Origin of the sequence: Micromonospora sp. AMSO12t (genome assembly GCF_008806585.1) — a bacterium.
GTDB lineage: Bacteria > Actinomycetota > Actinomycetes > Mycobacteriales > Micromonosporaceae > Micromonospora > Micromonospora reichwaldensis.
The window spans coordinates 12,798-36,571 of record NZ_WAAS01000028.1; the positions used below are offsets into that span (position 1 = coordinate 12,798).

22 protein-coding genes and 1 tRNA gene are annotated in these 23,774 nt (G+C 73.3%); 8 read left to right on the plus strand and 15 right to left on the minus strand.

Going from position 1 to position 23,774, the window contains the following annotated elements:
* Positions 1-6: 6 nt before the first annotated feature.
* The 6 genes from pth to F6X68_RS06930 all read right to left on the minus strand — a co-directional run bounded on the left by pth (position 7) and on the right by F6X68_RS06930 (position 5,342).
* A complete protein-coding gene (pth, locus tag F6X68_RS06905; protein WP_151453459.1) occupies positions 7-597 on the minus strand; it encodes an aminoacyl-tRNA hydrolase in 591 nt (196 codons plus the stop codon).
* A 105-nt stretch (positions 598-702) separates the two neighbouring features.
* Positions 703-1,392, minus strand: coding sequence for a 50S ribosomal protein L25/general stress protein Ctc (locus tag F6X68_RS06910; protein ID WP_151453460.1), 690 nt, complete (start codon positions 1,390-1,392; stop codon positions 703-705).
* A gap of 433 nt (positions 1,393-1,825) precedes the next feature.
* Positions 1,826-2,806, minus strand: a complete 981-nt coding sequence (locus F6X68_RS06915; protein ID WP_151453461.1) for a ribose-phosphate diphosphokinase — start codon at positions 2,804-2,806, stop codon at positions 1,826-1,828.
* A 55-nt stretch (positions 2,807-2,861) separates the two neighbouring features.
* Positions 2,862-4,397 (minus strand): bifunctional UDP-N-acetylglucosamine diphosphorylase/glucosamine-1-phosphate N-acetyltransferase GlmU, encoded by a 1,536-nt coding sequence (gene glmU / locus F6X68_RS06920; protein ID WP_370518918.1) that lies wholly within the window; start codon positions 4,395-4,397, stop codon positions 2,862-2,864.
* A 74-nt stretch (positions 4,398-4,471) separates the two neighbouring features.
* Positions 4,472-4,542: transfer RNA gene (locus F6X68_RS06925), tRNA-Gln, on the minus strand.
* 44 nt (positions 4,543-4,586) lie between these two features.
* Positions 4,587-5,342, minus strand: coding sequence for a helix-turn-helix domain-containing protein (locus F6X68_RS06930; protein ID WP_225852029.1), 756 nt, complete (start codon positions 5,340-5,342; stop codon positions 4,587-4,589).
* A gap of 135 nt (positions 5,343-5,477) precedes the next feature.
* Between F6X68_RS06930 and F6X68_RS06935 the strand changes: the two genes are divergently transcribed.
* Together F6X68_RS06935 and F6X68_RS06940 are read left to right on the plus strand one after the other, a co-directional pair.
* A complete protein-coding gene (locus F6X68_RS06935; protein ID WP_151453463.1) occupies positions 5,478-6,434 on the plus strand; it encodes an acyl-CoA desaturase in 957 nt (318 codons plus the stop codon).
* Between the two features lie 71 nt (positions 6,435-6,505).
* Positions 6,506-7,195 carry a TetR/AcrR family transcriptional regulator gene (locus F6X68_RS06940; RefSeq protein WP_151453464.1) on the plus strand — a complete coding sequence of 230 codons (690 nt, stop codon included), beginning with the start codon at positions 6,506-6,508 and terminating at the stop codon, positions 7,193-7,195.
* A gap of 12 nt (positions 7,196-7,207) precedes the next feature.
* Here F6X68_RS06940 and F6X68_RS06945 read toward each other — a convergent pair whose 3' ends face one another.
* The 6 genes from F6X68_RS06945 to F6X68_RS06970 all read right to left on the minus strand — a co-directional run bounded on the left by F6X68_RS06945 (position 7,208) and on the right by F6X68_RS06970 (position 13,319).
* The gene (locus F6X68_RS06945; RefSeq protein ID WP_151453465.1) at positions 7,208-7,684 is read right to left on the minus strand and encodes a DUF4383 domain-containing protein; all 477 of its coding nucleotides are present in this window, start codon (positions 7,682-7,684) and stop codon (positions 7,208-7,210) included.
* A gap of 267 nt (positions 7,685-7,951) precedes the next feature.
* Entirely contained in the window at positions 7,952-8,407 is a 456-nt protein-coding gene (locus F6X68_RS06950) for a DUF4383 domain-containing protein (protein WP_151453466.1), read from the minus strand.
* A gap of 115 nt (positions 8,408-8,522) precedes the next feature.
* Positions 8,523-10,328 (minus strand): ABC-F family ATP-binding cassette domain-containing protein, encoded by a 1,806-nt coding sequence (locus F6X68_RS06955; RefSeq protein ID WP_151453467.1) that lies wholly within the window; start codon positions 10,326-10,328, stop codon positions 8,523-8,525.
* Positions 10,329-10,500: 172 nt separating this feature from the next.
* Complete coding sequence (locus tag F6X68_RS06960; protein WP_151453468.1) at positions 10,501-11,457, minus strand: 4-(cytidine 5'-diphospho)-2-C-methyl-D-erythritol kinase; 957 nt, start codon at positions 11,455-11,457, stop codon at positions 10,501-10,503.
* A gap of 10 nt (positions 11,458-11,467) precedes the next feature.
* Positions 11,468-12,337 carry a 16S rRNA (adenine(1518)-N(6)/adenine(1519)-N(6))-dimethyltransferase RsmA gene (gene rsmA / locus F6X68_RS06965; protein WP_151453469.1) on the minus strand — a complete coding sequence of 290 codons (870 nt, stop codon included), beginning with the start codon at positions 12,335-12,337 and terminating at the stop codon, positions 11,468-11,470.
* 55 nt (positions 12,338-12,392) lie between these two features.
* Complete coding sequence (locus F6X68_RS06970) at positions 12,393-13,319, minus strand: TatD family hydrolase (protein ID WP_151453470.1); 927 nt, start codon at positions 13,317-13,319, stop codon at positions 12,393-12,395.
* 82 nt (positions 13,320-13,401) lie between these two features.
* On the opposite strand from F6X68_RS06970, the gene F6X68_RS06975 reads away from it, so the two are divergent.
* Together F6X68_RS06975 and F6X68_RS06980 are read left to right on the plus strand one after the other, a co-directional pair.
* The gene (locus F6X68_RS06975) at positions 13,402-14,634 is read left to right on the plus strand and encodes a hypothetical protein (RefSeq protein WP_151453471.1); all 1,233 of its coding nucleotides are present in this window, start codon (positions 13,402-13,404) and stop codon (positions 14,632-14,634) included.
* 89 nt (positions 14,635-14,723) lie between these two features.
* Complete coding sequence (locus F6X68_RS06980; protein ID WP_151453472.1) at positions 14,724-15,575, plus strand: alpha/beta fold hydrolase; 852 nt, start codon at positions 14,724-14,726, stop codon at positions 15,573-15,575.
* A 94-nt stretch (positions 15,576-15,669) separates the two neighbouring features.
* On the opposite strand, the gene metG is transcribed toward F6X68_RS06980, so the two are convergent.
* Positions 15,670-17,472: a methionine--tRNA ligase gene (metG, locus tag F6X68_RS06985; protein ID WP_151453473.1), complete on the minus strand. Its 1,803-nt coding sequence runs from the start codon at positions 17,470-17,472 to the stop codon at positions 15,670-15,672.
* A 149-nt stretch (positions 17,473-17,621) separates the two neighbouring features.
* On the opposite strand from metG, the gene F6X68_RS06990 reads away from it, so the two are divergent.
* Positions 17,622-18,674 (plus strand): hypothetical protein, encoded by a 1,053-nt coding sequence (locus tag F6X68_RS06990; RefSeq protein ID WP_225852030.1) that lies wholly within the window; start codon positions 17,622-17,624, stop codon positions 18,672-18,674.
* A 102-nt stretch (positions 18,675-18,776) separates the two neighbouring features.
* On the opposite strand, the gene rsmI is transcribed toward F6X68_RS06990, so the two are convergent.
* Positions 18,777-19,643, minus strand: coding sequence for a 16S rRNA (cytidine(1402)-2'-O)-methyltransferase (rsmI, locus tag F6X68_RS06995; protein ID WP_370518919.1), 867 nt, complete (start codon positions 19,641-19,643; stop codon positions 18,777-18,779).
* A gap of 66 nt (positions 19,644-19,709) precedes the next feature.
* Between rsmI and F6X68_RS07000 the strand changes: the two genes are divergently transcribed.
* Positions 19,710-21,425, plus strand: coding sequence for a dolichyl-phosphate-mannose--protein mannosyltransferase (locus F6X68_RS07000; RefSeq protein ID WP_192581304.1), 1,716 nt, complete (start codon positions 19,710-19,712; stop codon positions 21,423-21,425).
* A gap of 453 nt (positions 21,426-21,878) precedes the next feature.
* Positions 21,879-22,532, plus strand: coding sequence for an HNH endonuclease family protein (locus F6X68_RS07005; RefSeq protein ID WP_151453476.1), 654 nt, complete (start codon positions 21,879-21,881; stop codon positions 22,530-22,532).
* A 41-nt stretch (positions 22,533-22,573) separates the two neighbouring features.
* Here F6X68_RS07005 and F6X68_RS07010 read toward each other — a convergent pair whose 3' ends face one another.
* Positions 22,574-22,843 carry a hypothetical protein gene (locus F6X68_RS07010; protein ID WP_151453477.1) on the minus strand — a complete coding sequence of 90 codons (270 nt, stop codon included), beginning with the start codon at positions 22,841-22,843 and terminating at the stop codon, positions 22,574-22,576.
* A gap of 269 nt (positions 22,844-23,112) precedes the next feature.
* On the opposite strand from F6X68_RS07010, the gene F6X68_RS07015 reads away from it, so the two are divergent.
* On the plus strand, positions 23,113-23,769 hold the full coding sequence (locus F6X68_RS07015) for a 4'-phosphopantetheinyl transferase (RefSeq protein ID WP_151453478.1): 657 nt from the start codon (positions 23,113-23,115) through the stop codon (positions 23,767-23,769).
* The last annotated feature ends 5 nt before the right edge of the window (positions 23,770-23,774 follow it).

Consider the following 23,774-nt stretch of genomic DNA (forward strand, 5'->3'; position numbering starts at 1 on the left):
CGGCCCTCACACCCCGTGGTAGAGGTTCTGCGTCGGCTCCACGCCCCTGGTGATCACCGACTCCACCACATCCGCGGCCCGGTCCACCAGGAACTCCAGCTCCTTGCGCTCCGCCGCGCCGAAATCCGACAGTACGTAGTCCGCCGGGTCCTGCCGCCCCGGAGGCCGGCCGACGCCGAACCGCACCCGGACGTACTCCTTCGTGCCCAGCGACTTCGACATCGAGCGCAGGCCGTTGTGCCCGCCCTCGCCACCGCCGCACTTCACCCGCACCTGCCCGTACCCGATGTCCAACTCGTCGTGCACCGCGACCACCCGGCCCGGCGGCACCTTGTGGAACTGGGCCAGCCCGGTCACCGGCCCGCCGGAGAGGTTCATGTACGTCAGCGGCTTGACCAGCACCAGCTTCGGCCCGCCGAGCCCGAGCCGCCCCTCGGCGACCTCCGCCACCGCCCGCTTGTGCCGGCCGAACCTCGCGCCGAGCCGGCCCGCCAGCAGGTCGGCCACCATGAAGCCGACGTTGTGCCGGTTGCCGGCGTACTCCCGACCCGGGTTGCCCAGGCCGACCACCAGCCACGGCCCCGTCTCGTCCGTCACGCCCCGTCCCTCCCGCTGCTCGCCGTCACCCGCCCGCCCGGACACCGATACGCCGACAGGCGCCCCCGACCGCGCGGGGACGCCTGTCGCAACGATGCGAACCGGTCAGGCCTCGGTCTTCGCCTCGGCGTTCTCCTCGCCCTCCACGGCCGGAGCCTCGGCGGCCTCGGCGGTCTCCTCGCCGACGCCGGCCTCGGCCTCCTCGGTGGCCTCCTCGACCTCGGGGAGGGTCGCCTCGAGCTGCTCGGCGGTCGGCGCGGCGGTCACCGAAGCGACGGTCTGCTCCGAGTCGGCGGCCAGCTCGACGCCGGCCGGCAGCTCCACGTCGCCGGCGGTGACCTGGGTGCCGGCCTCCAGGCCCTCGATCGAGGCCTCCAGGTGGTCCGGCACCTTGGTGGCGTCGGCGGTGACCGACAGGGTGTCGTGGTCGTGCACGATCAGGGTGTCCCGCGCGGCCTCGCCGGTCAGCTGCACCGGGACCTCGACGGTGACCTTCTCGCCCCGGCGGACCAGCAGCAGGTCCACGTGCTCGAAGGTGTCCTTGATCGGGTCGCGCTGGATCGCCTTCGGCAGCGCCAGCACCTGGGTGCCGTCGCTGACCTCGATCGCGAAGAGCTGGTTGGCGCCGCCCTTGCGGATCGCGGCGGCGAACTCACGCGACGGCAGCGCGATGTGCTTGGGCTTCTCGCCGTGGCCGTACAGCACGGCGGGCACCTTGCCGGCCCGGCGGGTACGACGGGCACCACCCTTGCCGAACTCGGTGCGGGGCTCGGCGCTGATCTTTACCTCGGACACGGGAGAACTCCTGATGCTTTCGCTGCGGCGGCTTGTCGTCTGGCGGTGCTGGGGCGAGGGGCTCGCTGGGGCTCATGCGTCGAGAACGACTGCCCGGAGCACCGCGTCGATGACGGTGCCTCCGTGCGGCGCTTCTCAGCGGCCCGCCGGGCACCCTCGCCGTGGCAACCGCACCAGTCTACCCGAGGTGATTCCGCGCGTTCCGGCAGTCCCCTTATCACCGTTCCCGCAGGCCCGCAGGGCGATTTCGGCCTGCCCCGGCGGCACCCGCCGCCGGGAGCCGCGCGACGCCGCTGTAGGGCGACCGCCCGGCCGCCGGGCCGGCCCGCCGCCGACCGGCCTTTCCGCCCGTGACCGGTCGATGCAGCGTCGCCGCCACGGCGGTCGACGCCGGACCGGGGCGGCGGTGCCCGCCCGGCCCGGCGTCAGACGGTCAGCTCAGGCCGCCGAAGAGGGTCGTCACGGAGCCGTCGTCGAAGACCTCGCGGATCGCCCGCGCCAGCAGCGGCGCGATCGACAGCACGGTGATCTTGTCGAGCTGCTTCTCCGGCGGCAGCGGCAGCGTGTTGGTGACCAGGACCTCGCTGATCGGGGCGTTCTTCAGCCGCTCGGTCGCCGGGTCGGAGAGCAGCGCGTGCGTCGAGGCCACGATCACGTCGGCCGCGCCGGACTCCCGGAGGATGTCCGCCGCCCCGCAGATCGTGCCGCCCGTGTCGATCATGTCGTCGACGATCAGGCAGACCCGGCCCTCGACCTCGCCGACCACCCGGTTCGCCACCACCTGGTTCGGCTTCAGCGGGTCCCGGGTCTTGTGGATGAACGCCAGCGGGCAGCCGCCCAGCCGGTCGGTCCACCGCTCGGCCACCCGCACCCGGCCCGAGTCCGGCGCGACCACCGTCATCGGGCGGCCGGCGTACTTGTGCTGGACGTACTCGGCGAGGATGTCCATCGCGAAGAGGTGGTCGACGGGGCCGTCGAAGAAGCCCTGGATCTGCGCGGTGTGCAGGTCGACGGTGAGGATCCGGTTCGCCCCGGCCGTCTTCAGCAGGTCCGCCACCAGCCGGGCCGAGATCGGCTCCCGGCCGCGGTGCTTCTTGTCCTGCCGGGCGTACGGGTAGAAGGGCAGCACCACGGTGATGCGCTTGGCCGAACCGCGCTTCAGCGCGTCGATCATGATGAGGGTCTCCATGACCCACGTGTTGACCCCGTGCGTGACGGACTGCACCACGAAGGCGTCCGAACCGCGTACCGAGTCCTTGAACCGTACGAAGATCTCGCCGTTGGCGAACTCGTACGCGTCGGCCGGCGTCGGCGCGACGCCGAGCACCTCACCGATCTCCTTGGCCAACTCCGGAAAGCCACGTCCGGAAAAAAGCATCAGGCTCTTGCGGTTTTCGGCGACGATGCTGCCCATGGGCCCGTCTGCTCCCGTTGGTCGGTGGTACCCGGCGGTGGTGGTGGGCCGGGGACTATTCGGTTGCAGTATCCCCCGCGCCCGGGGCCGACCTGACCGGCTCGGCATCCCCGTGGATTGCCTCACCTTCACTTGCCCCGGATCCCGGCGCCGACGCACCCTCATCCGCTGCCTGGGCCCGCGCGGCCGCCTCGGCGGAGACCGTGCCCGCCCGCTTGCGGGCCACCCAGCCGTCGATGTTGCGCTGCGGCGCCCGGGTCACCCCGAGCGCGCCCGCCGGCACGTCCTGCGCGATCGCGCTGCCCGCCGCCACGTACGCCCCGGCGCCCACCTCGACGGGCGCGATGAGGCTGGTGTCGCAGCCGACGAACGCGCCCTCGCCGACCGTGGTGCGGTGCTTGTTCACCCCGTCGTAGTTCACGAAGATCGTCGCCGCGCCGATGTTGGCCTTCGCGCCGATCGTCGCGTCCCCCACGTACGACAGGTGCGGCACCTTCGCGCCCGCACCCACCTCCGAGTTCTTCACCTCGACGAACGTGCCGACCTTGGCCTTCTCGGCGAGCCGGGCGTCCGGCCGCAGGTACGCGTACGGCCCGACGCTGGCGCCCGCACCGACCTCCGCGCCCACCGCGTGGCTGCGCAGCACCGTGGCGCCCGGGCCGACGACGGTGTCGATCAGCGTCACGTCCGGCCCGACCACCGCGCCCGTGCCGACCACCGTGCCGCCGCGCAGCTGGGTGTTCTGGTCGACCACCGCGTCCCGGTCGAGAGCGACCGTCACGTCGATCCAGGTGGTGTCCGGGTCGAGCAGGCTGACCCCGGTACGCATCCACGCCTCGTTGACCCGGTCGCGCAGCAGCCGGCGCAGGGCGGCCAGCTCGACCCGGTCGTTGCAGCCCAGCGTCTCCACGTGGTCCGCCGCCACGTGCACCGCCACCGGCTCGCCGGCCGAGCCCAGCAGGGCGAAGACGTCGGTCAGGTACTCCTCGCCCTGGTCGTTGTCGGTCGACAGCTTGCCCAGCGCGTCGCGCAGCCGGGCGGCGTCGAACGCGTAGATGCCGGCGTTGATCTCCCGGATCGCCCGCTGCGCGGGGGTCGCGTCGCGCTCCTCGACGATCTGCTCCAGCCGCCCGTCGGTGTCCCGCACGATCCGGCCCAGGCCGGTCGGGTCGGGCACCTCGGCGGCGAGCACGGTCGCCGCAGCGCGTGCCTCCTCGTGCGCCGCCACCAGCGCGGCCACCGTCTCCGGGCGGAGCAGCGGCACGTCACCGTTGATCACGACCACGGTGCCGGTGGCGTCCGGCGCGGCGTCCAGCGCGATCCGGACGGCGTGCCCGGTGCCGAGCTGCTCGGCCTGGAGCACCGGGGTGGCCTCGGGGGCGATCTCCGCGAGGTGCGCGCGGACCTGGTCTGCGCCGTGCCCCACCACGACCACCGTGCGGTCCGCGGCCAGCGGAGCGGCGGCGGCGAGCACGTGGCCGACGAGAGTACGGCCGAGCAGCGGGTGCAGCACCTTGGGCAGCGCCGACTTCATCCGCTTGCCCTCACCGGCGGCGAGCACGACAACGGTGCGGAGGTGGGGCTGGGACACGACACGGGCTCCCGTCGGGACGGCGAACAGTCTCGCGGCCATGCTAACCAGACATCGTCCGCGACGAACGGAAGCTCCCGGGAGAGGACTCGAACCCCTACAATCAGGACCAAAACCTGACGTCCTGCCATTAGACGACCCGGGACGGTCTAAAACGGGCAAAGGAACAGCTTGCCAGCCCCCTACACCTTAGCGCCCCTCGCCCGTGACGCCATCGCCCATTCCCTTCATGATCCCCTCGACCTTCCAGTAGAGGCGGCTCGATCGCGGGACGTAAACCGTGAGGCAGCCCCGATAGTCCGCCCCGACGTTCTGCCGTTTCGTCGCCGGCCGGTGCCGCTTCAGTGACGAACGCTGAAACTCCGCCGCCGGCACCCCGACCAGACCGGCCCACCATCGCACCGCCTCCGCCTCGTCCGCGCTCTCGTGGATGCTGACCCGGAACCGAAGCGTGGTCCGGGCAACTCCGAGCGCCTCGACGAACCGGAGGAACAACAGCACCAGCGTCGGATCGCTGTTGATGAACTTGAGCCGACAGTCGTTCGGACGCCAGGGTTTCGCCTTGCCCCCCTCGCACCAGTAGATTGCCGCTCCCACCAGGACCAGCTCCCGATATCGCAGGCGCTTGACCCAGGCGGCGACCTTCGCGACCGTCTCCGCCCGTGCTGCGTCGCGGGCAGCACGATATTCACCCCACTGGGCGTCCGTCATCGCCTTCGAGTGCGCTCGTCGGCGCGCCCGAACCTCCTCGGAGTCGCGATCTATCGGCAGGTGCCGCACCCACTGATAGGCGGTGGAGCGGGCCACACCGACCCGTTTCGCGATCTCCGGGACGGTGCAGCCTCGGCGCCGCAGGCGAAGCGCCTCCTCATGCAGATGCGGGGTCGGTCCACGGTATTTCCGAACCGACGGCGGGTGTGGTTGATCAGGTATCGGATCGTTCATGAGCAGCACTTTAGAACAGACGTACGACAGTGTCAGATATTCATGCCTGACGCTGTCCCATGCGCCTCGCCAGCGCCTAAGTTACGGTGACGTAGGCGTAACTTCGTGATCACTCCGTCCCTCTGCGAGGTGCCCATGTCCGCTACGTCCCTCGACCCCGCCGCCGGACCGAAGCCCCTCACCCAGGGCACCCAGTCCCGAGGCATCCTCATCGCCCTATGGGCGTTCGTGGTGATCCCCTTCCTGGCCCTCGTCGCCGCCGTACCGGTCGCCTGGGGTGGCTGGCTGAGCTGGACCGACGTGGCCGTCGCCGGGTTCTGGTACGTGCTCTCCGGGCTGGGCATCACGGTCGGCTACCACCGGTACTTCACACACGGGTCGTTCAAGGCGAAGCGCTGGCTGCGGATCGCGCTGGCGGTGTCCGGCTCGCTGGCCGTGCAGGGCGAGATCATCCAGTGGGTGGCCGACCACCGGCGCCACCACGCCTTCTCCGACCTGGAGGGCGACCCGCACTCGCCGTGGCGGTTCGGGGAGAGCCTCCGCGGCCTGACGAAGGGCCTGTTCCACGCACACGTCGGCTGGCTCTTCGGCCGGGAGCTGTCCAACCGGAAGCGGTTCGCGCCGGACCTGCTCGCCGACCGGGACATCAACCGGGTGGACCGGCTGTTCCCGCTGCTGGTGGTGGTCTCGGTGCTCGGTCCCGCGCTGATGGGCGGCCTGCTCACCTGGTCGTGGCGGGGAGCGCTGTCCGCGCTCTTCTGGGCCGGCCTGGTGCGCATCGCGCTCCTGCACCACGTGACCTGGTCCATCAACTCCGTCTGTCACGTCTACGGGGAGCGGCCGTTCGCGATGCGCCAGGGCGACCGCGCGTCGAACTTCTGGCCGCTGGCGATCGTGTCGTTCGGCGAGAGCTGGCACAACCTGCACCACGCCGACCCGACCAGCGCCCGGCACGGCGTACTGCGCGGCCAGGTGGACATCTCGGCCCGGGTGATCTGGCTGTTCGAGAGGGTCGGCGCGGCGTGGGACGTGCGCTGGCCGAAGCCCGAACGCATCGCGGCCAAGCTCGTCGCACCGGCCACCGGCCGGTAGAGCGGTCGATGGGCGCGGAGGCCGCCTGGCAGGATGGCCGGGTGACCGAGCGCCGGCGGAATGACGAGAACATGGCGGATGTCCCTGGCAACGACGGCACGACCGGCCGGCGGCGGGCGATTCCCGCCGCGGCCCCCAAACCCCCCTCACGCGTACGCATGTCGGCGGCCCAGCGCCGGGAGCAGCTGATCTCGACCGCCCGGCAGATCTTCGCCGAGCGCGGCTTCGACGCCACCTCCATCGAGGAGGTGGCGGCCCGCGCGAAGGTCTCCAAGCCGGTGGTCTACGAGCACTTCGGCGGCAAGGAGGGGCTCTACGCGGTGGTGGTGGACCGGGAGGTACGCGCCCTGCTGGACCGGATCACCACGGCCCTGACCGCCGGGCACCCCCGCGAGTTGCTGGAGCAGGCGGCGCTGGCCCTGTTGACGTACATCGAGGAGGAGACCAGCGGCTTCCGGGTGCTGGTGCGGGAGTCGCCGGTGCTGTCGGCGGCGGGCAACTTCAGCAGCGTCATGAACGACGTCGCGCACCAGGTGGAGCACATCCTGGGCGCCGAGTTCTCCAGCCGGGGCTACGACCCGAAGCTGGCCGAGCTCTACTCGCAGGCGCTGGTGGGGATGGTGGCGCTGACCGGCCGCTGGTGGCTGGAGGTGCGCAAGCCGCGCAAGGAGACGGTGGCGGCGCACCTGGTCAACCTGGCCTGGAGCGGGCTGTCGCACCTGGAGGCCAAGCCGGGCCTGATCACGGTGCGGGGTCGCTGACCCCGACGTCGGTCAGCGGCCGTGGGCCTCGGAGACCGGGTGGTGCCGCAGCCGCCGTTCCTCCTCGGCGTGCTCGTCGGTGCCGACCTTGTCGTACAGGCCGGTGCCGAGCAGGAGCAGGCCGAAGAGCATCGACACGATGACCGTGGACATCGAGAAGTTGAGGAAGTTGGCCTCGGTCTGGAGCACGGACATCATGAGGACGCTGGTGACCAGGAAGACGACCCCGGCGGTCAGGTTCATGTAGTGGCCGAGGTTGCCGCGCCGGGACGCGCCGACGATGAGCACGATCCCGAATGCGACGGAGGCCAGCGAGAAGGCCAGGTTGGTGCGGAGCCCGAGGGCCCAGTTGTCGCCCCGGTCGAAGAGCGGGTCGCCGGCCGTCAGGGCGACGCCCCAGACCCCGAAGACCAGGATGTAGAGCCCCACCAGGCCGGCGAGGACCCGGTAGACCGGCCGCGCCGGATGGTTCACGGGAAAGTGCGGCATGACCCCTCCACCAGTCAGGACATTCGCCCCGATTGTCCCAAAGGAGGAGGTCACCCGTCCGCCAAACCGCGCAAAGGATGGACGGCGTAGGAGACCAGGACGGGCGTGGCAACCGACGACAGGCGCAACCACGAAGATCCCACCCCACCGGGCAGCAACGGCCGGGGAGCGGGACCACGACAGGTTTTCGCCGGAGCCCGACCCGCGCAGGGATCAAGCCTGACCGCCCGGAGCGGGGTCGGGCTCCGGCGAAAACCCAACAACCACTCAGAGCACGAGCCGGGCCTTCTGCCAGGCCTCCTGCTCCTCGTCCGTGCCGACCTTGCCGTACATGCCGACCATCAGCAGGACCAGGCTGACCACCATCAGCGCGATGACGGTGAAGATGCTGAAGTTGAAGATGTTGGCCTCGGTCTGGATGAAGGCGAGACCGGCGAGGCTGATCACCATGATGGCGTACGCCAGCCACTGGTTGATCATGACGTCGATGTTGCGGCCGATCGCGGTACCGGCCAGCACCACGGCCCCCAGCAGGACGCTGAGCAGCGAGAAACCGAGGTTCGTGCCCTGACCGAGGACCTGGGTGTCATCCTGGGCGAGGGCCTCGTTGCCGGCGCTCGCGATGATGCCGAGCACGCCGAAGGCCACCAGGTACAGACCGGTCAGCCCGCCGATCGCCCGGTAGACCGGCCGCGCGGGGTGGTTGACGGGGGTGTGGGCCATGTCTGAGTCTCCAACGCCGTTCGGGTGAGGGGTCGCCGACGATTGTCCCGCACCCCGAGGTGTGACGCCGCACACGGGGGCCTCCGGTGTACGGCGCCGCGACCAGGGGGGCGACTCAGGTCGCCGGGATCTCCTCGGCCAGGGCCAGCCAGGACTCCTCGGTCCGCTCCCGCTCGGCCCGCAGCTCCTTGAGCTGTGCGTCGAGCTCGGCGACCTTCGCGTAGTCGGTGGCGTGCGTGGCGAGCTGGTCGAGCAGCGTCGCCTCCTTCTGCTCCAGCTTGCCGACCTGCCGTTCCAGCCGGGCCAGTTCCTTGCGGGCCTGCCGCGCCTCGGCGGCGGACATGCCGGTCGCGGCGGGGGTGTCGGCGCCGCCCCCGGGGGCCGTCTCCGGCATCGCGGGGCCGGGCTGGCCGGCGGCCCGGGCGAGGTACTCGTCGACGCCCCCGGGCAGGTGCACCAGCCGCCCGTCGCCGAACATCCCGTACGCGACCTCGGTGACCCGCTCGATGAGGTACCGGTCGTGGCTGGCCACGATGACGGTGCCGGGCCAGGAGTCGAGCAGGTCCTCCAGCGCGGCGAGGGTGTCGGTGTCCAGGTCGTTGGTGGGCTCGTCGAACAGCAGCACGTTCGGCTCCCCCGCCAGCAGGCGGAGCATCTGCAACCGGCGACGCTCGCCGCCGGAGAGGTCGCTGACGGGCGTCCAGAGCCGCCGGTCGTCGAAGCCGAAGACCTCGGCGAGTTGGGCGGCGGAGACCTCCCGGTCGCCGAGTTGCACCCGCCGGGCGACCTCCTCCACCGCTTCGAGCACCCGCAGGTGGCCGGGCAGTTCGGCCAGCTCCTGGGAGAGGAAGGCCGGCCGGACGGTCGAGCCGGTGGCGAAGCGCCCGCCGTCGGGGCGGGTGATGCCGGCCAGCATCCGCAGCAGGGTGGTCTTGCCGGCCCCGTTGCGGCCGAGGATGGCGATCCGGTCGCCGGGGCCGACCTGCCAGGTGGTGTCGCGCAGGATCTCCTTCGGGCCGGCGTGCAGGGTGACCTGCGCCAGGTCGTACACCTGCTTGCCGAGCCGGGCGGTGGCGAGCCGTTGCAGCGACATGGTGTCGCGCGCCGGCGGGACGTCGGCGATGAGGGCGTTGGCGGCGTCGATGCGGAACTGCGGCTTGGAGGTGCGGGCGGGCGGGCCGCGCCGCAGCCAGGCGATCTCCTTGCGGAGCAGGTTCTGCCGGCGGGCCTCGGTGGCCGCGGCGACCCGGTCCCGCTCGGCGCGGGCGAGGGTCCAGGCGGCGAAGCCGCCCTCGTACGCCCGGACGGTCTGGTCGGCGACCTCCCAGGTGGTGGTGCAGACGGCGTCGAGGAACCACCGGTCGTGGGTGACCACGACGAGCGCGCCCTTGCGGCCGACGAGGTACTTCGCCAGCCAGTCGACGCCGCCGACGTCGAGGTGGTTGGTGGGCTCGTCGAGGATGAGCAGGTCGGACTCGCGGACCAGCAGCGCGGCCAGCGCGACCCGCCGCCGCTCGCCGCCGGACATCGGGCCGACGGGCTGGTCGAGGCCGAGGTGGGGCATGCCGAGGCCGTCGAGGATGGCCCGCACGCCGGCGTCGCCGGCCCACTCGTGCTCGGCGCCCATGCTCTCGCCGAGCCAGGCGGTGCCGAGCACCACGTCCCGGACGGTGGCCTCGGGGGCGAGCTGGAGGCTCTGCGGCAGCCAGGCGACCCGCAGGTCGCGGCGGTGGGTGACCCGCCCGTCGTCCGGTTCCTCGATGCGGGTGAGCAACCGCAGCAGGGTGGACTTGCCGGCGCCGTTGAGGCCGACCACGCCGATCCGGTCGGCGTCGTCCAGGCCGAGCGACACGTCGGTGAGCAGCGGCCCGGCGGCGCCGTAGCCCTTGGAAACCCGGTCCAGGTTGACAATGTTGGCCACGACCTCACCTCCCATGATCAAGGCGTCCCGGTGCCGGGCCGGCACCTGGGACGCCTGAGTCTCCAGCGTACGCGGACCGCCCCGCCGCCCGCCGGGCGCGGGCTCCACCCGGCGCCCCCTGGAGAGGCGGTACCCGGGGGCCGGGAGCGCGGGATCGGGGCGGGTGGGCCGGTCAGGCGATGCGCGCGCCGGGCACCGGACCGTACGCGGTGCGCGCCTCGCGGCACACGTCGGCGGTGGCCAGCTCCGCGGCGATCCGCTCGGCGTCGGCGGCGTCCGCCGCGAGGAAGACGCAGGTCGGCCCCGAGCCGGAGACGATGCCGGCCAGCGCGCCGGCCGCCTCGCCGGCCTTCAGCGTCTCCGCCAGCGACGGGCGCATGGCCAGGGCGGCGTCCTGGAGGTCGTTGCCGAGGGCCGCGGCGAGCACCCGCGGGTCCCGCTGGCGCAGCGCGGCGAAGAGCGCGTCGGTGCTGCCCAGCGGCTCACCGGCGGTGCCGGCCTCGCGCAGCCGGTCCAGTTCCCGGTAGGCGACCGGGGTGGAGAGGCCGCTGTCGGCCACGGCCACCACCCAGTGCCAGGTGGTGGGGCGGGCCAGCACGGGGCTGACCGACTCGCCCCGGCCGGTGCCGAGCGCGGTGCCGCCGTGAATCAGGAACGGCACGTCGGAGCCGAGGTCGGCGGCGATCCGGGCCAGCTCGTCGCGGGACAGCCCGGTCCCCCAGAGCGTGTCGCAGGCGACCAGCGCCGCGGCCGCGTCGGCGCTGCCTCCGGCCAGCCCACCGGCCAGCGGGATCTGCTTGCGCAGGTGCAGCCGGGCGTGCGGCGGCACCCCCGCGTAGCCGGCGAGGGCGCGGGCCGCCCGGATGGCCAGGTTGGTGTCGTCCAGGGCCAGCTCGCCGGCGCCCTCGCCCTCCATGGTGAGGGTGAGCGTGTCGCCCCGGCGGGCGGTCAGCTCGTCGTGGATGGAGATGGCGTGGTAGACGGTGTTCAGCTCGTGGTAGCCGTCGGAGCGCAGCGGTCCCACCCCGAGGTGCAGGTTGACCTTGGCGGGCACCCGGACCCGCACCGGTCCGCTGGCTCCGCGCCGCCGCTGCTCGTCCTCGTCGTCCGGTCCCCAGGCCTCGGTCACGGGCGTCAGCCTACTGCGCGGCGGGTGGGGCGGCCGGGGCCGACGCGGCGATGGCGGCGAACTGCTCGACGGTGAGCGACTCCCCGCGCGCGCCGGGGTCGACGCCGGCGGAGGTGAGCGCCTCGGCCGCCCGGTCCGCGCCGCCGGCCCAGCCGGCCAACGCGGCGCGCAGGGTCTTGCGGCGCTGCGCGAAGGCCGCGTCCACCACGGCGAAGACCCGTTTCCGGGGTACGTCGGCGCGGGGCGGCTCGCGGCGGGTGAAGGCGACCAGCCCGGAGTCGACGTTCGGCACCGGCCAGAAGACATTCGGCGGGACCTTCCCGGCGGCGCGGGACGAGGCGTACCAGGCGAGCTTGACCGACGGCACGCCGTACACCTTGGAGCCGGGGCCGGCGACGAGCCGGTCGGCGACCTCCTTCTGCACCATCACCAGCCCGTGCCGCAGGCTGGGCAGCTCGGCGAGCAGGTGCAGCACCACCGGCACGGCCACGTTGTAGGGCAGGTTCGCCACCAGCGCGGTGGGCGCGGGTTCGGCCAACTCGGTGGCGCGGACCCGCAGCGCGTCGGCGTGGTGCACGGTGAGCCGCGCGGCGTCGGGCCCGGCGTGCCGGGCGGCGGTGTCGGGCAGCGCGCCGGCCAGCGTCGCGTCGAGTTCCACGGCGTGCACGTGCGCGGCGGCCGGGAGCAGGGCGAGGGTGAGGGAGCCGAGGCCGGGGCCGACCTCCAGCGCCACGTCGTCCGGGGCCAGCCCGGCGGCAGTGACGATGCGCCGGACGGTGTTCGGGTCGTGCACGAAGTTCTGGCCGAGCCTCTTGGTGGGGGTGACGCCCAGCCGGGCGGCCAGTTCCCGGATCTCCGCCGGGCCGAGGAGACCGGTCACGCCCCGTAGCCTATGCGGGCGGCGTGGGGGGCGCGCGGGCCAGGGGCCCTCCTGCTCACCACGGGCCGAAGACGCGGTCGCCGGTGGCGGAGACGGCGGCGCAGAGCTCGTCCAGGTCCGTGCCCGTCGTCTCAGCCAGCGACCGTACGGTCAGCGGGATCAGGTACGAGGCGTTCGGCCGGCCCCGGTGCGGCATCGGGGTCAGGTAGGGCGCGTCGGTCTCCACCAGGATCTGCTCGACCGGGGTCAGCGCGGCGGCCTCCCGCAGCGCGGCGGCGCTGCCGAAGGTGACCGTGCCGGCGAAGCTGAGCAGGTAGCCCCGGCGAACGCACTCGCGGGCGAAGTCGGCGTCGCCGGAGAAGCAGTGCAGCACCACGGTGTCCGGCGCGCCCTCGTCGTCGAGGATCCGCAGCACGTCGGCGTGCGCGTCCCGGTCGTGCACGACCAGGGCCTTGCCGTACCGCTTGGCGATGGCGATGTGCGCCCGGAAGCTCTCCTCCTGGACGGCGCGTCCCTCCTCGCCGGTGCGGAAGAAGTCCATCCCCGTCTCGCCGATCCCCCGTACCCGGTCCCGGGCGGCGAGCGCCTCGATCTCGCGCAGCGCCTCGTCCAGGTCGGGCAGGCGGGGGGCCTCGTTCGGGTGCAGCGCCACGGTGGCCAGCACGGCCGGGTGGCTGTCGGCGACGTCGGCCCCCCAGCGGGAGGAGGCGACGTCCACCCCGACCTGCACCAGCCGGTCGACGCCCACCGAGGCGGCGACGGCCACGGCCACGGCGACCGGGTCCTCGACGGGTACGACGCCCGGGTCCCCGTCCGCCCGCGGCTGTGGGGGCACGCCGGCCTCGCTGACGGTGATGTCGAGGTGGGTGTGGCTGTCCAGCACGGGGCGGGGCAGCGGCTCGGGCACGGGCGGGAACTCCCCGGCCCGGCGGGCGGCGCGCTGCTTGCGGGTTTCGGTGGGCTCGCTCATCGCGGCCAGCATCACACACCGCCGGTGGCCCGTGTCGTGGGGACGCCACCGCCTGTTCACCGGGACGGCACATCTCGCGCCTAGCGTCGTCGGCGTGACCATCACCCCTCAGGCCAGCGGAAACGGCCCGCGTGTGACGTACGGGGGCGTGGTGTACCCGGCGGAGGAGATCGCCCGGGGCGCGGCGTACGAGCTGTTCAGTGCCGAGGAGGCGCCCGGCTTCGAGTGGGCGCCCCGGTCCGGCGCCGCGCTGCCGTGGCGCAGGTTCGTGCACGCCACCGAGGTCACCGTCGTGCCTCCCGTGGCCGACCCGGGCGACGAGGCGGAGTCCCCGCTGCTGGTGCCGCTGCACCGGGAGCGGGGCTGGGCGTACGTGCAGCAGCTCAGCCAGCAGCCCGCGGCGGCCGGGGATCCGACGCTGGCGGCGGTGCGCGCCTCCGCGGTAATCCGGCGGGGCACCCGGATGGTGAAGGTGCTCTCCGCGCGGCAGCTCGCCGGTTACGTGCGCGGGTGGCTGCCGCACGGTTTCTGCTACCGGGAGCACGACGTGGCGCACCTGCGTACGCCGTCGGCGACGGCCGTGCTGCGCACCGACGGCGCGGCCGGTACCGACGGCGCGGACGTGACGTACGCGCTGCGCTGGCGGGCGGCCGACCCGGCCGACTACGACGTGCCGGTCGGCGGGGCGCACCGGGGGCTGACCGCGCTCGCGCCCCGGGACCGGCTGGGCGGGGCGGTGCTCGGCACCGGCTTCGTGCCCAGCAGCGCCCAGCTCGTCCCGGAGTTCGTCACCCGGGACTTCGCGGACCTGCCGATGCCGGCGAACGCCACCCTGCTCGCCTATCCGGCCGACGGCGTGGAGGTGGTGCTCTACAGCTACCAGGCCGAGCAGCGCGGCTGGCTGCGGATGGCCGGCCCGCAGTGGCGGCACCTGCTGGCGGCGGTGCCGGGGCTCTCCCCCGACCAGGAGTACGTGCCGACCGGCGAGACGCCCCGCTCCACCCGGCTGGTCGGCGACTACGCCGGCGGCGAGTACGAGGCGGTGGCCGACCAGCCGGGCGGGTTCCGGGTGCTGGCGATGACCCGGGCCGCCCGGTACCCGGTGGAGTCGGCGGCCCGCCGGCTGCGGCTGGCCGACTGGCGGGGCGTGCCCTGCCTAATGTTGCGGGAGGAGTCCGGGTGGCTGCGCCTGCGCCTGCGTCGGCCCGGCCCGGACGCGGTGGCGGAGACCGGGGCGCAGTGCCAGGAGCGGGGCGTCTACGAGACGTGGGCGCCCGCCTCCGAGGTCACCGACGACCGGGTGGTGGACCTGCCGTACGCGCTGTGAGCGGGGCTGGGCGCCGGTCCCGGGCGGCATAACCCCGGGTGGGGTGGGAAAGCGCGGGCGTCCGATCGTCACGTGACCAGGAGACGCGCATGCCTTTCATCACAGTGGGGACGGAGAACTCCGCCCCCGTCGACCTGTACTACGAGGACCACGGCTCCGGTCAGCCGATCGTGCTGATCCACGGCTTCCCGTTCAGCGGGTCGACCTGGGAGAAGCAGACCGGGCCGTTGCAGGCCGCCGGATACCGGACGATCACTTACGACCGGCGGGGTTTCGGCAACTCCGCCCAGCCGGCGTCCGGGTACGACTACGACACGTTCGCCGCCGACCTCGACGTGCTGATGACGGAGCTGGACCTGCGGAACGTCATCCTGGTCGGCCACTCGATGGGCACCGGCGAGGTGACCCGCTACCTGGGCGTGTACGGCTCGCAGCGGGTCGACCGGGCGGTGCTGCTGGCCCCGCTCGCGCCGTTCCTGCTGAAGACCTCGGACAACCCGGAGGGCGTCGACAAGAGCCTCTTCCAGGGCTTCCAGCAGGCCATCATCGACGACCGGTTCGCCTACCTCACCACCTTCTGCGAGGCGTTCTTCAACTACCAGGAGAACAAGGGCAAGCTGGTCAGCGAGGAGGCGTTCCGGGCGCACTGGGAGATCGGCGCCCGCGCCTCGGCGAAGGGCACCCACGACAGCGTGGACGCCTGGCAGACCGACTTCCGGGGCGACGTGTCCCGCATCGACGTGCCGGTGCTGATCGTGCAGGGCGACGCCGACGCGGTGCTGCCGTACCCGAAGACCGGTCAGCGGCTGCAGCCCATGCTGCCCGGCAGCCAGCTGGTCACGCTGAAGGGCGCGCCGCACGGCACCCCGTGGACGAACGCGGCCGAGGTCAACCGCAGCATCATGGACTTCATCGGCGCGCCGGCGATGGCCCGGGCCTGACGCGCACCGGCGCCAGGTCCGGGGGTGGCAGCCGACACGACGGCGACGGGCGCGGCCCCCTCGGGGGTCGCGCCCGTCGGCACGCAGGCGGCCGTCAGTCGGCCAGGCGGGCGAGTTCCTCGTCGACGATCGACGGGTCGAGCTTGCGGAAGACCGGCTTCGGCGCGGCCAGCGGCCGGCCGGCCTCCAGCGGTACGGACTCCCACCGCGCGCCGACGGTGTAGTCGCCGGTCAGCACCGGGTACGCGGGCCCGCCGTCGAGGTCCTCGACCTCCTCGATGACCGGCATCGGCGCGTGGACGCCGGTGCCGCCGAGCAGCTCGTGCACCTTCTGCGCGGAGTGCGGCAGGAACGGGGTGAGCAGCGTGTTGGCGTCGCTGACCACCTGGAGGGTGACGTGCAGGATGGTGCCCATCCGCGGCTTGTCGTCCTCGCCCTTGAGCTTCCACGGCGCCTGCTCGGAGAGGTACCGGTTGGCCTCGGCGACCACCCTCATCGCCTCGCCGATGGCCTGCTTCTGGCGGTGCCGGGCGATCAGGTCGCCGACGGTGGCGAAGCCGGCCCGGGCGACCGCGAGCAGCGCCTCGTCGGCCTCGGTGAGGCCGGCCGGGTCGACGGGCGGGATCGCGCCGAAGTTCTTCGCCGCCATGGAGACGGACCGGTTGACCAGGTTGCCCCAGCCGGCGACCAGCTCGTCGTTGTTGCGGCGGAGGAACTCGGCCCAGGTGAAGTCGGTGTCGTTGCTCTCCGGGCCGGCGGCGGCGATGAAGTAGCGCAGCGCGTCGGCGTCGTAGCGCTCCAGGAAGTCCCGTACGTAGATGACGACCCGGCGCGACGAGGAGAACTTCTTCCCCTCCATCGTGAGGTATTCGCTGGAGACCACCTCGGTGGGCAGGTTGAGCCGGCCCAGGTCGCCCGGCGCGCCGTCGCGGCTGCCCTCGCCCGAGTAGCCGGAGAGCAGCGCCGGCCAGATCACCGAGTGGAAGACGATGTTGTCCTTGCCCATGAAGTAGTAGGCGCGGGCGTCCTTCCCCTCACCGTCGGTGGACCACCACCGGCGCCACGCCTCGGGGTCGCCGGAGCGGCGGGCCCACTCGATCGAGGCCGACAGGTAGCCGATCACCGCGTCGAACCAGACGTAGATGCGCTTGTCGGGGCGGTCCCGCCAGCCGTCGAGCGGGATCGGCACGCCCCACTCCAGGTCACGGGTGATGGCCCGGGGCTGGAGGTCGTCGAGCAGGTTCTTCGAGAAGCGCAGCACGTTGGGCCGCCAGCCCTCGCGGGTGTCGAGCCACTGCCGCAGCACGTCGGCGAGGGCGGGCAGGTCGAGGAAGAAGTGCTCGGTCTCGACGAACTTCGGGGTCTCCCCGTTGATCCGCGACTTCGGGTCGATCAGGTCGATCGGGTCGAGCTGGTTGCCGCAGTTGTCGCACTGGTCGCCGCGCGCGCTGTCGTAGCCGCAGATCGGGCAGGTGCCCTCGATGTAGCGGTCGGGCAGCGTCCGGCCGGTGGACGGGGAGATCGCCCCCATGGTGGTCTTCGGGACGATGTAGCCGTTGCGGTACATCCCCTCGAACAGCTCCTGCACCACCGCGTAGTGGTTGCGGGTGGTGGTGCGGGTGAACAGGTCGTAGGAGAGCCCGAGGCCGTGCAGGTCCTCCACGATCACCCGGTTGTAGCGGTCGGCCAGCTCGCGCGGGGTGACGCCGTCGGCGTCCGCCTGCACCTGGATGGGGGTGCCGTGCTCGTCGGTGCCCGACACCATGAGCACGTCGTGCCCGGCCATCCGCATGTACCGGCTGAAGACGTCGGAGGGAACGCCGAAACCGGAGACGTGGCCGATGTGGCGCGGGCCGTTGGCGTACGGCCAGGCGACCGCCGCGAGAACGTGACTCATGACCAGCAAGCCTAGTGACCCGCTCGCGGTGACCGCGAACCAATAGGGCCCTCGGGTCGGCGGCCCGGCGGGACCGGGTCCGCTGTTCGCCCGATTTGTCGCCGACACGCGGCCTGAGCTGCCGGTGGACGCCCTGGTCGCGGGGTGCAATGAACGCCGTGACTGGCAGACGAGCGGCCCGGGATCGTGACGACCGTCCCTCCGGCCCGACGGACGATGGCGCGGGGAGGGCGCCGCGGGGCACCCGCGCGCCGCACCCCCGGGCGGTCCAGGCCGCCGCGCCGCCGGAGTCGCCACCGGAACCGCCCGTCGAGGCCGCCGGACCGGTGGCGGCCCCGCCGTCCGCCGCGCCCGCCGTCGAGGTGGAGCCCACGACCGGGGCGCCGGTCGACGCCGTACCGCGCCGGGTCCCCGTCCGGCAGCCGAACCGCTGGCCCCGCCGGGGGCGTCCGTCCGCCGGTGACCCGCCGGACCGGGACGACGGCGGGCGTACGCCGGACGGCGAGGGTGGTGGGCCTGTTCCGGACCGGGGCGACGGCGGGCGTACGCCGGACGGCGGGGACGGGTCCGACGATGGTGACGGGGCGTACTGGCCGCCGATCGAGCTGGTGCACTGGGACGGCACCCCGATCCGGGAGGAACCGCCGCACGAGCGGGAGCGGTCGGCCCGGGAGGAGGCCGCGCGGCGTCGGGCCCGGCGCACCCCGCGTCCGCCCGATCCGCTGCCGGGGCTGGCCGCCCTGCTGGCGCTGAGCCTGATGGCGGCGTTCTTCGCCTGGGTCAGCGCGGGCCCGTTCTGGCTGGCGGTGGGGCACGCCACGCGGGGCACGGTGGTGATCGCCGACTGCACCGGGGGCGGCCTCGCGCAGCGCTGCCGGGGCAACTTCGCTCCCGCCGACGAGACGTGGACCGCGTACGGCGTGCGGGTGAGCGGGGTGGCCGCGGAGCGCACCGCGGCCGGCACGATCCTGCCGGCCCGGATGACCGGCCCGGACGGCGGCACCGCGTACGCGGACACCGGCGCGGCCGGGCACCTGCGCTGGCTGCTCGGCCTGCTGGTGGTGCTGGGCTGCGGCGCGGGGATCGTCCGGTGGACCGGGTCCACCCGGATCGCCGACCCCCGCGCCCGCCGCTGGGCGGTGACGGGCGCCGTGGCCGGCCCGCTGGCGATCACCCTCGGCTTCCTCGTCGCCGCCTGGTGAACCCGTCGGGTGCTGCGCGGCGCCCGACGGCCGGGCCGCCGAGGGTGCCCGGCCGGGCCGGGTGGAAATTCCAGTCGGGCGTCAGGCGTGCCGACTCGGGTGTCAGGCGTGCACGACGGCGTAGACGTCGCGGCGGCGCAGGGCGTACTCCGTGGCGACCTCGGTGATCGCGTCCCGGCGGGACAGCCCGGCGGCCTCGCGGGCGGCGACGGCGGCCCGCAGCGTGTCGTCGTCGGGCCGCTCGGGGGCCGACTCGGGCGCGCCGGCCACGACGAGGGTGATCTCGCCGCGCGGCTCCCCCTCGGCCGCCCAGTCGGCCAGCTCGCCGAGCGGGCGGCGGACGATCTCCTCGTACGTCTTGGTCAGCTCGCGGCAGAGTGCGGCGGGCCGGTCGGCGCCGAACGCGGCGGCCAGGTCGGCGAGCGCGGCGGCGATCCGGTGCGGCGCCTCGAAGAAGACCAGCGTCCGCTCCTCGGCGGCCAGCGCCCGCAGGCGGGACCGCCGGGCGCCGCCGGTGCGCGGCAGAAAGCCCTCGAAGCAGAACCGGTCGCAGGGCAGGCCGGACAGTGCCAGGGCGGTGGTGACCGCGCTCGGGCCCGGCGCGGCGGTGACCGGCACGCCGGCGTCGAGGGCAGCCCGGACCAGCCGGTAGCCCGGGTCGGAGACGCTCGGCATGCCGCCGTCGGTGACCAGGGCGACCAGGTAGCCGGCGGTCAGCACGTCGACCAGCTCGGGGGTGCGCCGCTCCTCGTTGCCCTCGAAGTAGGAGACGATGCGGCCGCCGACGGTGACGTCGAGGTCCCGGGCCAGCCGGGTCAGCCGGCGGGTGTCCTCGGCGGCCACCACGTCCGCGGCGGCGAGCACCTCACGGAACCGGGCGGAGGCGTCGGCGGGGTTGCCGAGCGGCGCGCCGAGCAGGACCAGGCGCCCGGTTTCGGACTTTTCACCCACGAGATGCAACTCCTTCATCGACGGCTTTACCGGTATCGGGGACGACGGGCGCCACCGGGCACCTTCGCAGCCTACGATCGCCGGGTGACGAGTGCGTCGACAGCACAGAGCGCGGACCAGGCGGGGCAGGACCTCACGGACGGGAGTCCGCCGGAGGGCAGGTCCCCGGCTTCCGGCGGGATCCCCGGCGTGGTCCGGCGGCGACTGGCCACCGTCGAGGCCCGGCTGGACGGGCGTTCCTGGCTCGCCACCGGCGTGATCGTCGCCATCGCGGCGATCCTGCGCTTCGTCGGCCTGAGCCACCCGCCGGGCAAGATCTTCGACGAGACCTACTACGCCCGGGAGGGCTGGGGGCTCATCGACAAGGGCGTCGAGTGGAACTACAAGGACGGCGGCGCGTCGTACGTGGTCCACCCGCCGCTGGGCAAGTGGCTGATCGGGTTCGGCGAGTGGGCCTTCGGCTACGCCGACGCCGAGCACGGCATCTCCGTGCCGGGGCACCTGATGACGACCGCCCCGGAGTTCGGCTGGCGGGTCTCGGCGGCGGTCATCGGCACCCTGTCGGTGCTGCTGCTGGTCCGCATCGGCCGGCGGATGTTCCGCTCGACCGCGCTGGGCTGCGCCGCCGGCCTGCTGCTCGCGCTGGACGGCTTCCACCTGGTGCTCTCCCGCACCGCGCTGCTCGACATCTTCCTGCTGTTCTTCGTGCTGGCCACGTTCGGCGCCCTGGTGCTCGACCGGGACGCCCGGCGCCGCCGGTGGGCCCGGGCGCTGGAGGCCGGCCTGGACCCGGGCCAGCCCGGGCGGGCCGGGCGTCCGGCGGGCGGCTGGCGGAACTGGCCGTGGTGGCGGCTCGCCGCCGGGGTCCTGTTCGGCTGCGCCTGCGCGGTCAAGTGGAGCGCGCTCTACTTCCTGCCGGTCTTCGCGCTGCTGGTGATCCTGTGGGAGGTCGGGGTCCGCCGCTCCGCCGGCGTACGCCGACCGTGGCGGGACACCCTCCTCGACGAGGTGCCGTGGCTGGTGCTGGCCGGGGTGCTGATCGTGGTCACCTACGTCGCCACCTGGTCCGGCTGGCTGCTCAGCGACGAGGGCTACTACCGGCTGGCCGAGCGCTACCCGAACGCCCCGCTGAGCGACACCCCGGTCTTCGGCGCGTTGAACAACCTGATCGAGTACCACAAGGCCGCGTACGGCTTCCACCGCACGCTGGACGAGGGGCACAAGTACCAGTCGTGGCCGTGGCAGTGGCTGCTGCTCGGCCGGCCGGTCGCCTTCTACTGGGCTGGCAACGGGCCCTGCGGGGCGCCGAGCTGCGCCTCCGAGGTCCTGCTGCTGGGCACCCCGCTGCTCTGGTGGTCGTTCCTGCCCGCGCTGGCGGCGCTGGTCTGGCTGGGCCTGGCCCGGCGGGACTGGCGGGCGGGGGCGATCCTGCTCGTCGTGGCGGCCGGCCTGCTGCCCTGGTTCTGGTTCGCCCTCGACGGCCGGACGATGTTCTCCTTCTACACCGCGCCGATCCTGCCGTTCCTGGTGCTGGCGGTGGTCTACGTGCTCGGCGCGATCATCACGCCGGCCGGTCCACCGGGCGCCGTCGCCGCGCAGCCGGGAGACGGCGGACCTGCCGCCGCGCGCGAGGAGTCGGACGAGGTCCGGGACCGCAGGCTGGTCGGCGGGGTGATCGCCGGGGCGTACGTCCTGCTGGTCGCGCTCTGCTTCGCGTACTTCCATCCGATCTTCGTCGGGAAGGTGCTGCCGTACGCCGAGTGGTCGGCGCGGATGTGGCTGGACGGCCGCTGGATCTGAGGACGGCACGGCACCCGCCGCGCGCCCCGGGCGGCGCGGCGGGTGCACAAGGAACGGGCCCGCACGCGGTGGCGTGCGGGCCCGTTCGACATAGATGCGCGCCCCGATCGCCTGCCACGGGGGAAGCGGGCGATTGGGGCGCGCATCAAGAGCTTAACCACCACCTACCACTGGCACAACGGGTCGACTTCGGTCAGATTTCCGACCAACGCGACACCGCACGGATGGTTTACATCCGGCACTAACGGTCCGTCATCTCGCGCAAACGGTACGGATCGACAGCGCCGGCGGGACCGGGATCTGCCAGATTTCGCAGCTATCGGGATTCCCATCGATGGGAGACTTCCCGTAACGTATCGATCGATTTGGTTCTCCAGTAACCCTGGGTCCGGTCCGTCGGCACCCGGGCCGGTTGCACTGTCAGCCATCCCGATCGATCGGACGGAGTTCACGATGACCCGTACCCTCCGCTGGACCGGCGGCCTGCTGGCCACCGTCACCGCCGCCACCCTCGGCCTGTCCGCCCCCGCCCACGCGGCCACCGTCTCGGTGCCGCTGCGTACCCTCGTCGCCGACCTGCCGGTGGCCGCCGAGAGCCGTACCGGCTACAACCGGGACCTGTTCCCGCACTGGACCGACGCGGACTCCGACGGCTGCAACACCCGCTACGAGGTGCTGATCGCCGAGGCCACCACCCGCCCCACGGTGGGCTCCGGCTGCCAACTGACCGGCGGGCGCTGGCGCTCCTACTACGACGCCGCCTACTGGACCAACCCGTCCGACCTGGACATCGACCACATGGTTCCGCTCGCCGAGGCGTGGGACTCGGGCGCCCGGAACTGGACCACGTCGCGGCGGCAGGCGTTCGCCAACGACCTCGGCGACGTCAGGTCGCTGGTCGCGGTGACCGACAACGTCAACCAGGCCAAGGGCGACCAGGACCCGGCCACCTGGCAGCCCACCAACGAGAAGTGCCGGTACGTCGGCGAGTGGGTGGCGGTGAAGACCCGGTGGCGGCTGAGCGTCGACAGCGCCGAGAAGAGCGCGTTGACCAGCCGGGCGAACTCCTGCACGAACATCACGATCACGGTGACGCACGCGTACTGACCGCCGGGCACCCCGGGGCGACCGGTCGCCCCGGGGTGCGGTCAGGACGTCCGGGGGTTGCGGGGCAGCCAGCCGAGGAACCGGTCCTGCAGGGACGTGCCGGAGGACGGCGGCAGGTCCTGCGCGGCGGCCGCGAGACAGGACCCCAGGTACACGCTGAGCATGGCGCGGTCCCGCCGGTACTCCTCCAGCAGCCGGGACCGTTTGGCCGGGCACGGCCATTCCGCCCCGCACGTGCCGCAGGTCCAGCCGGGAGCGAGTGGAGCGTGCTCGTCCGCCCCGGACGCCGAGGATTCCGCACCACCGGTCATCGCACTCCCTCTCCGGTTCACGTGGCGACCCGCCCCCGGTGGGCTGGTCGACAGTGGACCATTCCCGCCCACCGGCGACGCCCTGTCAGCGCCGCAGGACGCTGCGGTGTTACGCCTTGCGGTACGTTCACCAACCATGACCCTCGCGACGCCGACCGTGGGCGGGGCGCCGGCCCGGCGGTCCGCTCGCCAGCCGCCGCACCGGCCACCGGCCGACGGGCTCGGAGCCGGGCGGGCGCGCGGACGGTCGCACCTGTCGGGGGGCGGCGGTGCGTGACCTGCTGCCGCCGGCCGTGGCGGTGGCCGTGGCCGGGGCGTCGGACTGGGCTGGCGAGCTGTTGCCGGCCGAGCGGGCCTGCCTGGGCGAACGCGCGGTGCAGAGCCGCCGCCGCGACTTCACCGCCGGGCGGGTCTGCGCCCGCCGGGCGATGGCGGCCCTCGGCGTACCCCCGGTGGCGGTGCCGTCGGCCGCGGACCGGTCGCCGGTCTGGCCGGCCGGCGTGGTCGGCGCCATCACCCACACCCGCGGCTACTGCGCGGCGGTCGCGGCCCGCTCCGGCGAGGTCCGGTCGGTCGGCATCGACGCCGAGGGGCACCGGGAGCTCAACGCGGGCGTACGCCGGCTGATCTGCCTGCCCGAGGAGCAGGACCGGTGCGCCCGCCTGCCGGTGGGCACCTCCTGGCCGGCGGTGCTGTTCAGCGCCAAGGAGACCGTCTACAAGGTGTGGCACCCGGTCGTCGGCACGTGGCTGGACTTCCACGACGCGCTGGTGGAGTTGGATCCGGACGCCGGCACCTTCACCGCCCGGATCGCCCCGGCGCGACTCGACGCGACTCCGCTCGCCCGTCCGCCCGCGCTGGTCACCGGCCGGTTCGCGGTCGACGACGCGCTGGTCCGCACCGCCGCCGTGCTGCTGTCCGGTTGACCCGG

Excerpts from the sequence above, each read along its gene's own strand:
- F6X68_RS06915 (WP_151453461.1), bottom strand. The coding sequence starts at position 2,806 with ATGGGCAGCATCGTCGCCGAAAACCGCAAGAGCCTGATGCTTTTTTCC.
- F6X68_RS06930 (WP_225852029.1), bottom strand. The coding sequence starts at position 5,342 with ATGAACGATCCGATACCTGATCAACCACACCCGCCGTCGGTTCGGAAA.
- F6X68_RS06935 (WP_151453463.1), top strand. The coding sequence starts at position 5,478 with ATGTCCGCTACGTCCCTCGACCCCGCCGCCGGACCGAAGCCCCTCACC.
- F6X68_RS06940 (WP_151453464.1), top strand. The coding sequence starts at position 6,506 with ATGGCGGATGTCCCTGGCAACGACGGCACGACCGGCCGGCGGCGGGCG.
- F6X68_RS06945 (WP_151453465.1), bottom strand. The coding sequence starts at position 7,684 with ATGCCGCACTTTCCCGTGAACCATCCGGCGCGGCCGGTCTACCGGGTC.
- F6X68_RS06950 (WP_151453466.1), bottom strand. The coding sequence starts at position 8,407 with ATGGCCCACACCCCCGTCAACCACCCCGCGCGGCCGGTCTACCGGGCG.
- F6X68_RS06970 (WP_151453470.1), bottom strand. The coding sequence starts at position 13,319 with ATGCTGGCCGCGATGAGCGAGCCCACCGAAACCCGCAAGCAGCGCGCC.
- F6X68_RS06980 (WP_151453472.1), top strand. The coding sequence starts at position 14,724 with ATGCCTTTCATCACAGTGGGGACGGAGAACTCCGCCCCCGTCGACCTG.
- metG (WP_151453473.1), bottom strand. The coding sequence starts at position 17,472 with ATGAGTCACGTTCTCGCGGCGGTCGCCTGGCCGTACGCCAACGGCCCG.
- F6X68_RS06990 (WP_225852030.1), top strand. The coding sequence starts at position 17,622 with ATGAACGCCGTGACTGGCAGACGAGCGGCCCGGGATCGTGACGACCGT.
- rsmI (WP_370518919.1), bottom strand. The coding sequence starts at position 19,643 with ATGAAGGAGTTGCATCTCGTGGGTGAAAAGTCCGAAACCGGGCGCCTG.
- F6X68_RS07005 (WP_151453476.1), top strand. The coding sequence starts at position 21,879 with ATGACCCGTACCCTCCGCTGGACCGGCGGCCTGCTGGCCACCGTCACC.
- F6X68_RS07010 (WP_151453477.1), bottom strand. The coding sequence starts at position 22,843 with ATGACCGGTGGTGCGGAATCCTCGGCGTCCGGGGCGGACGAGCACGCT.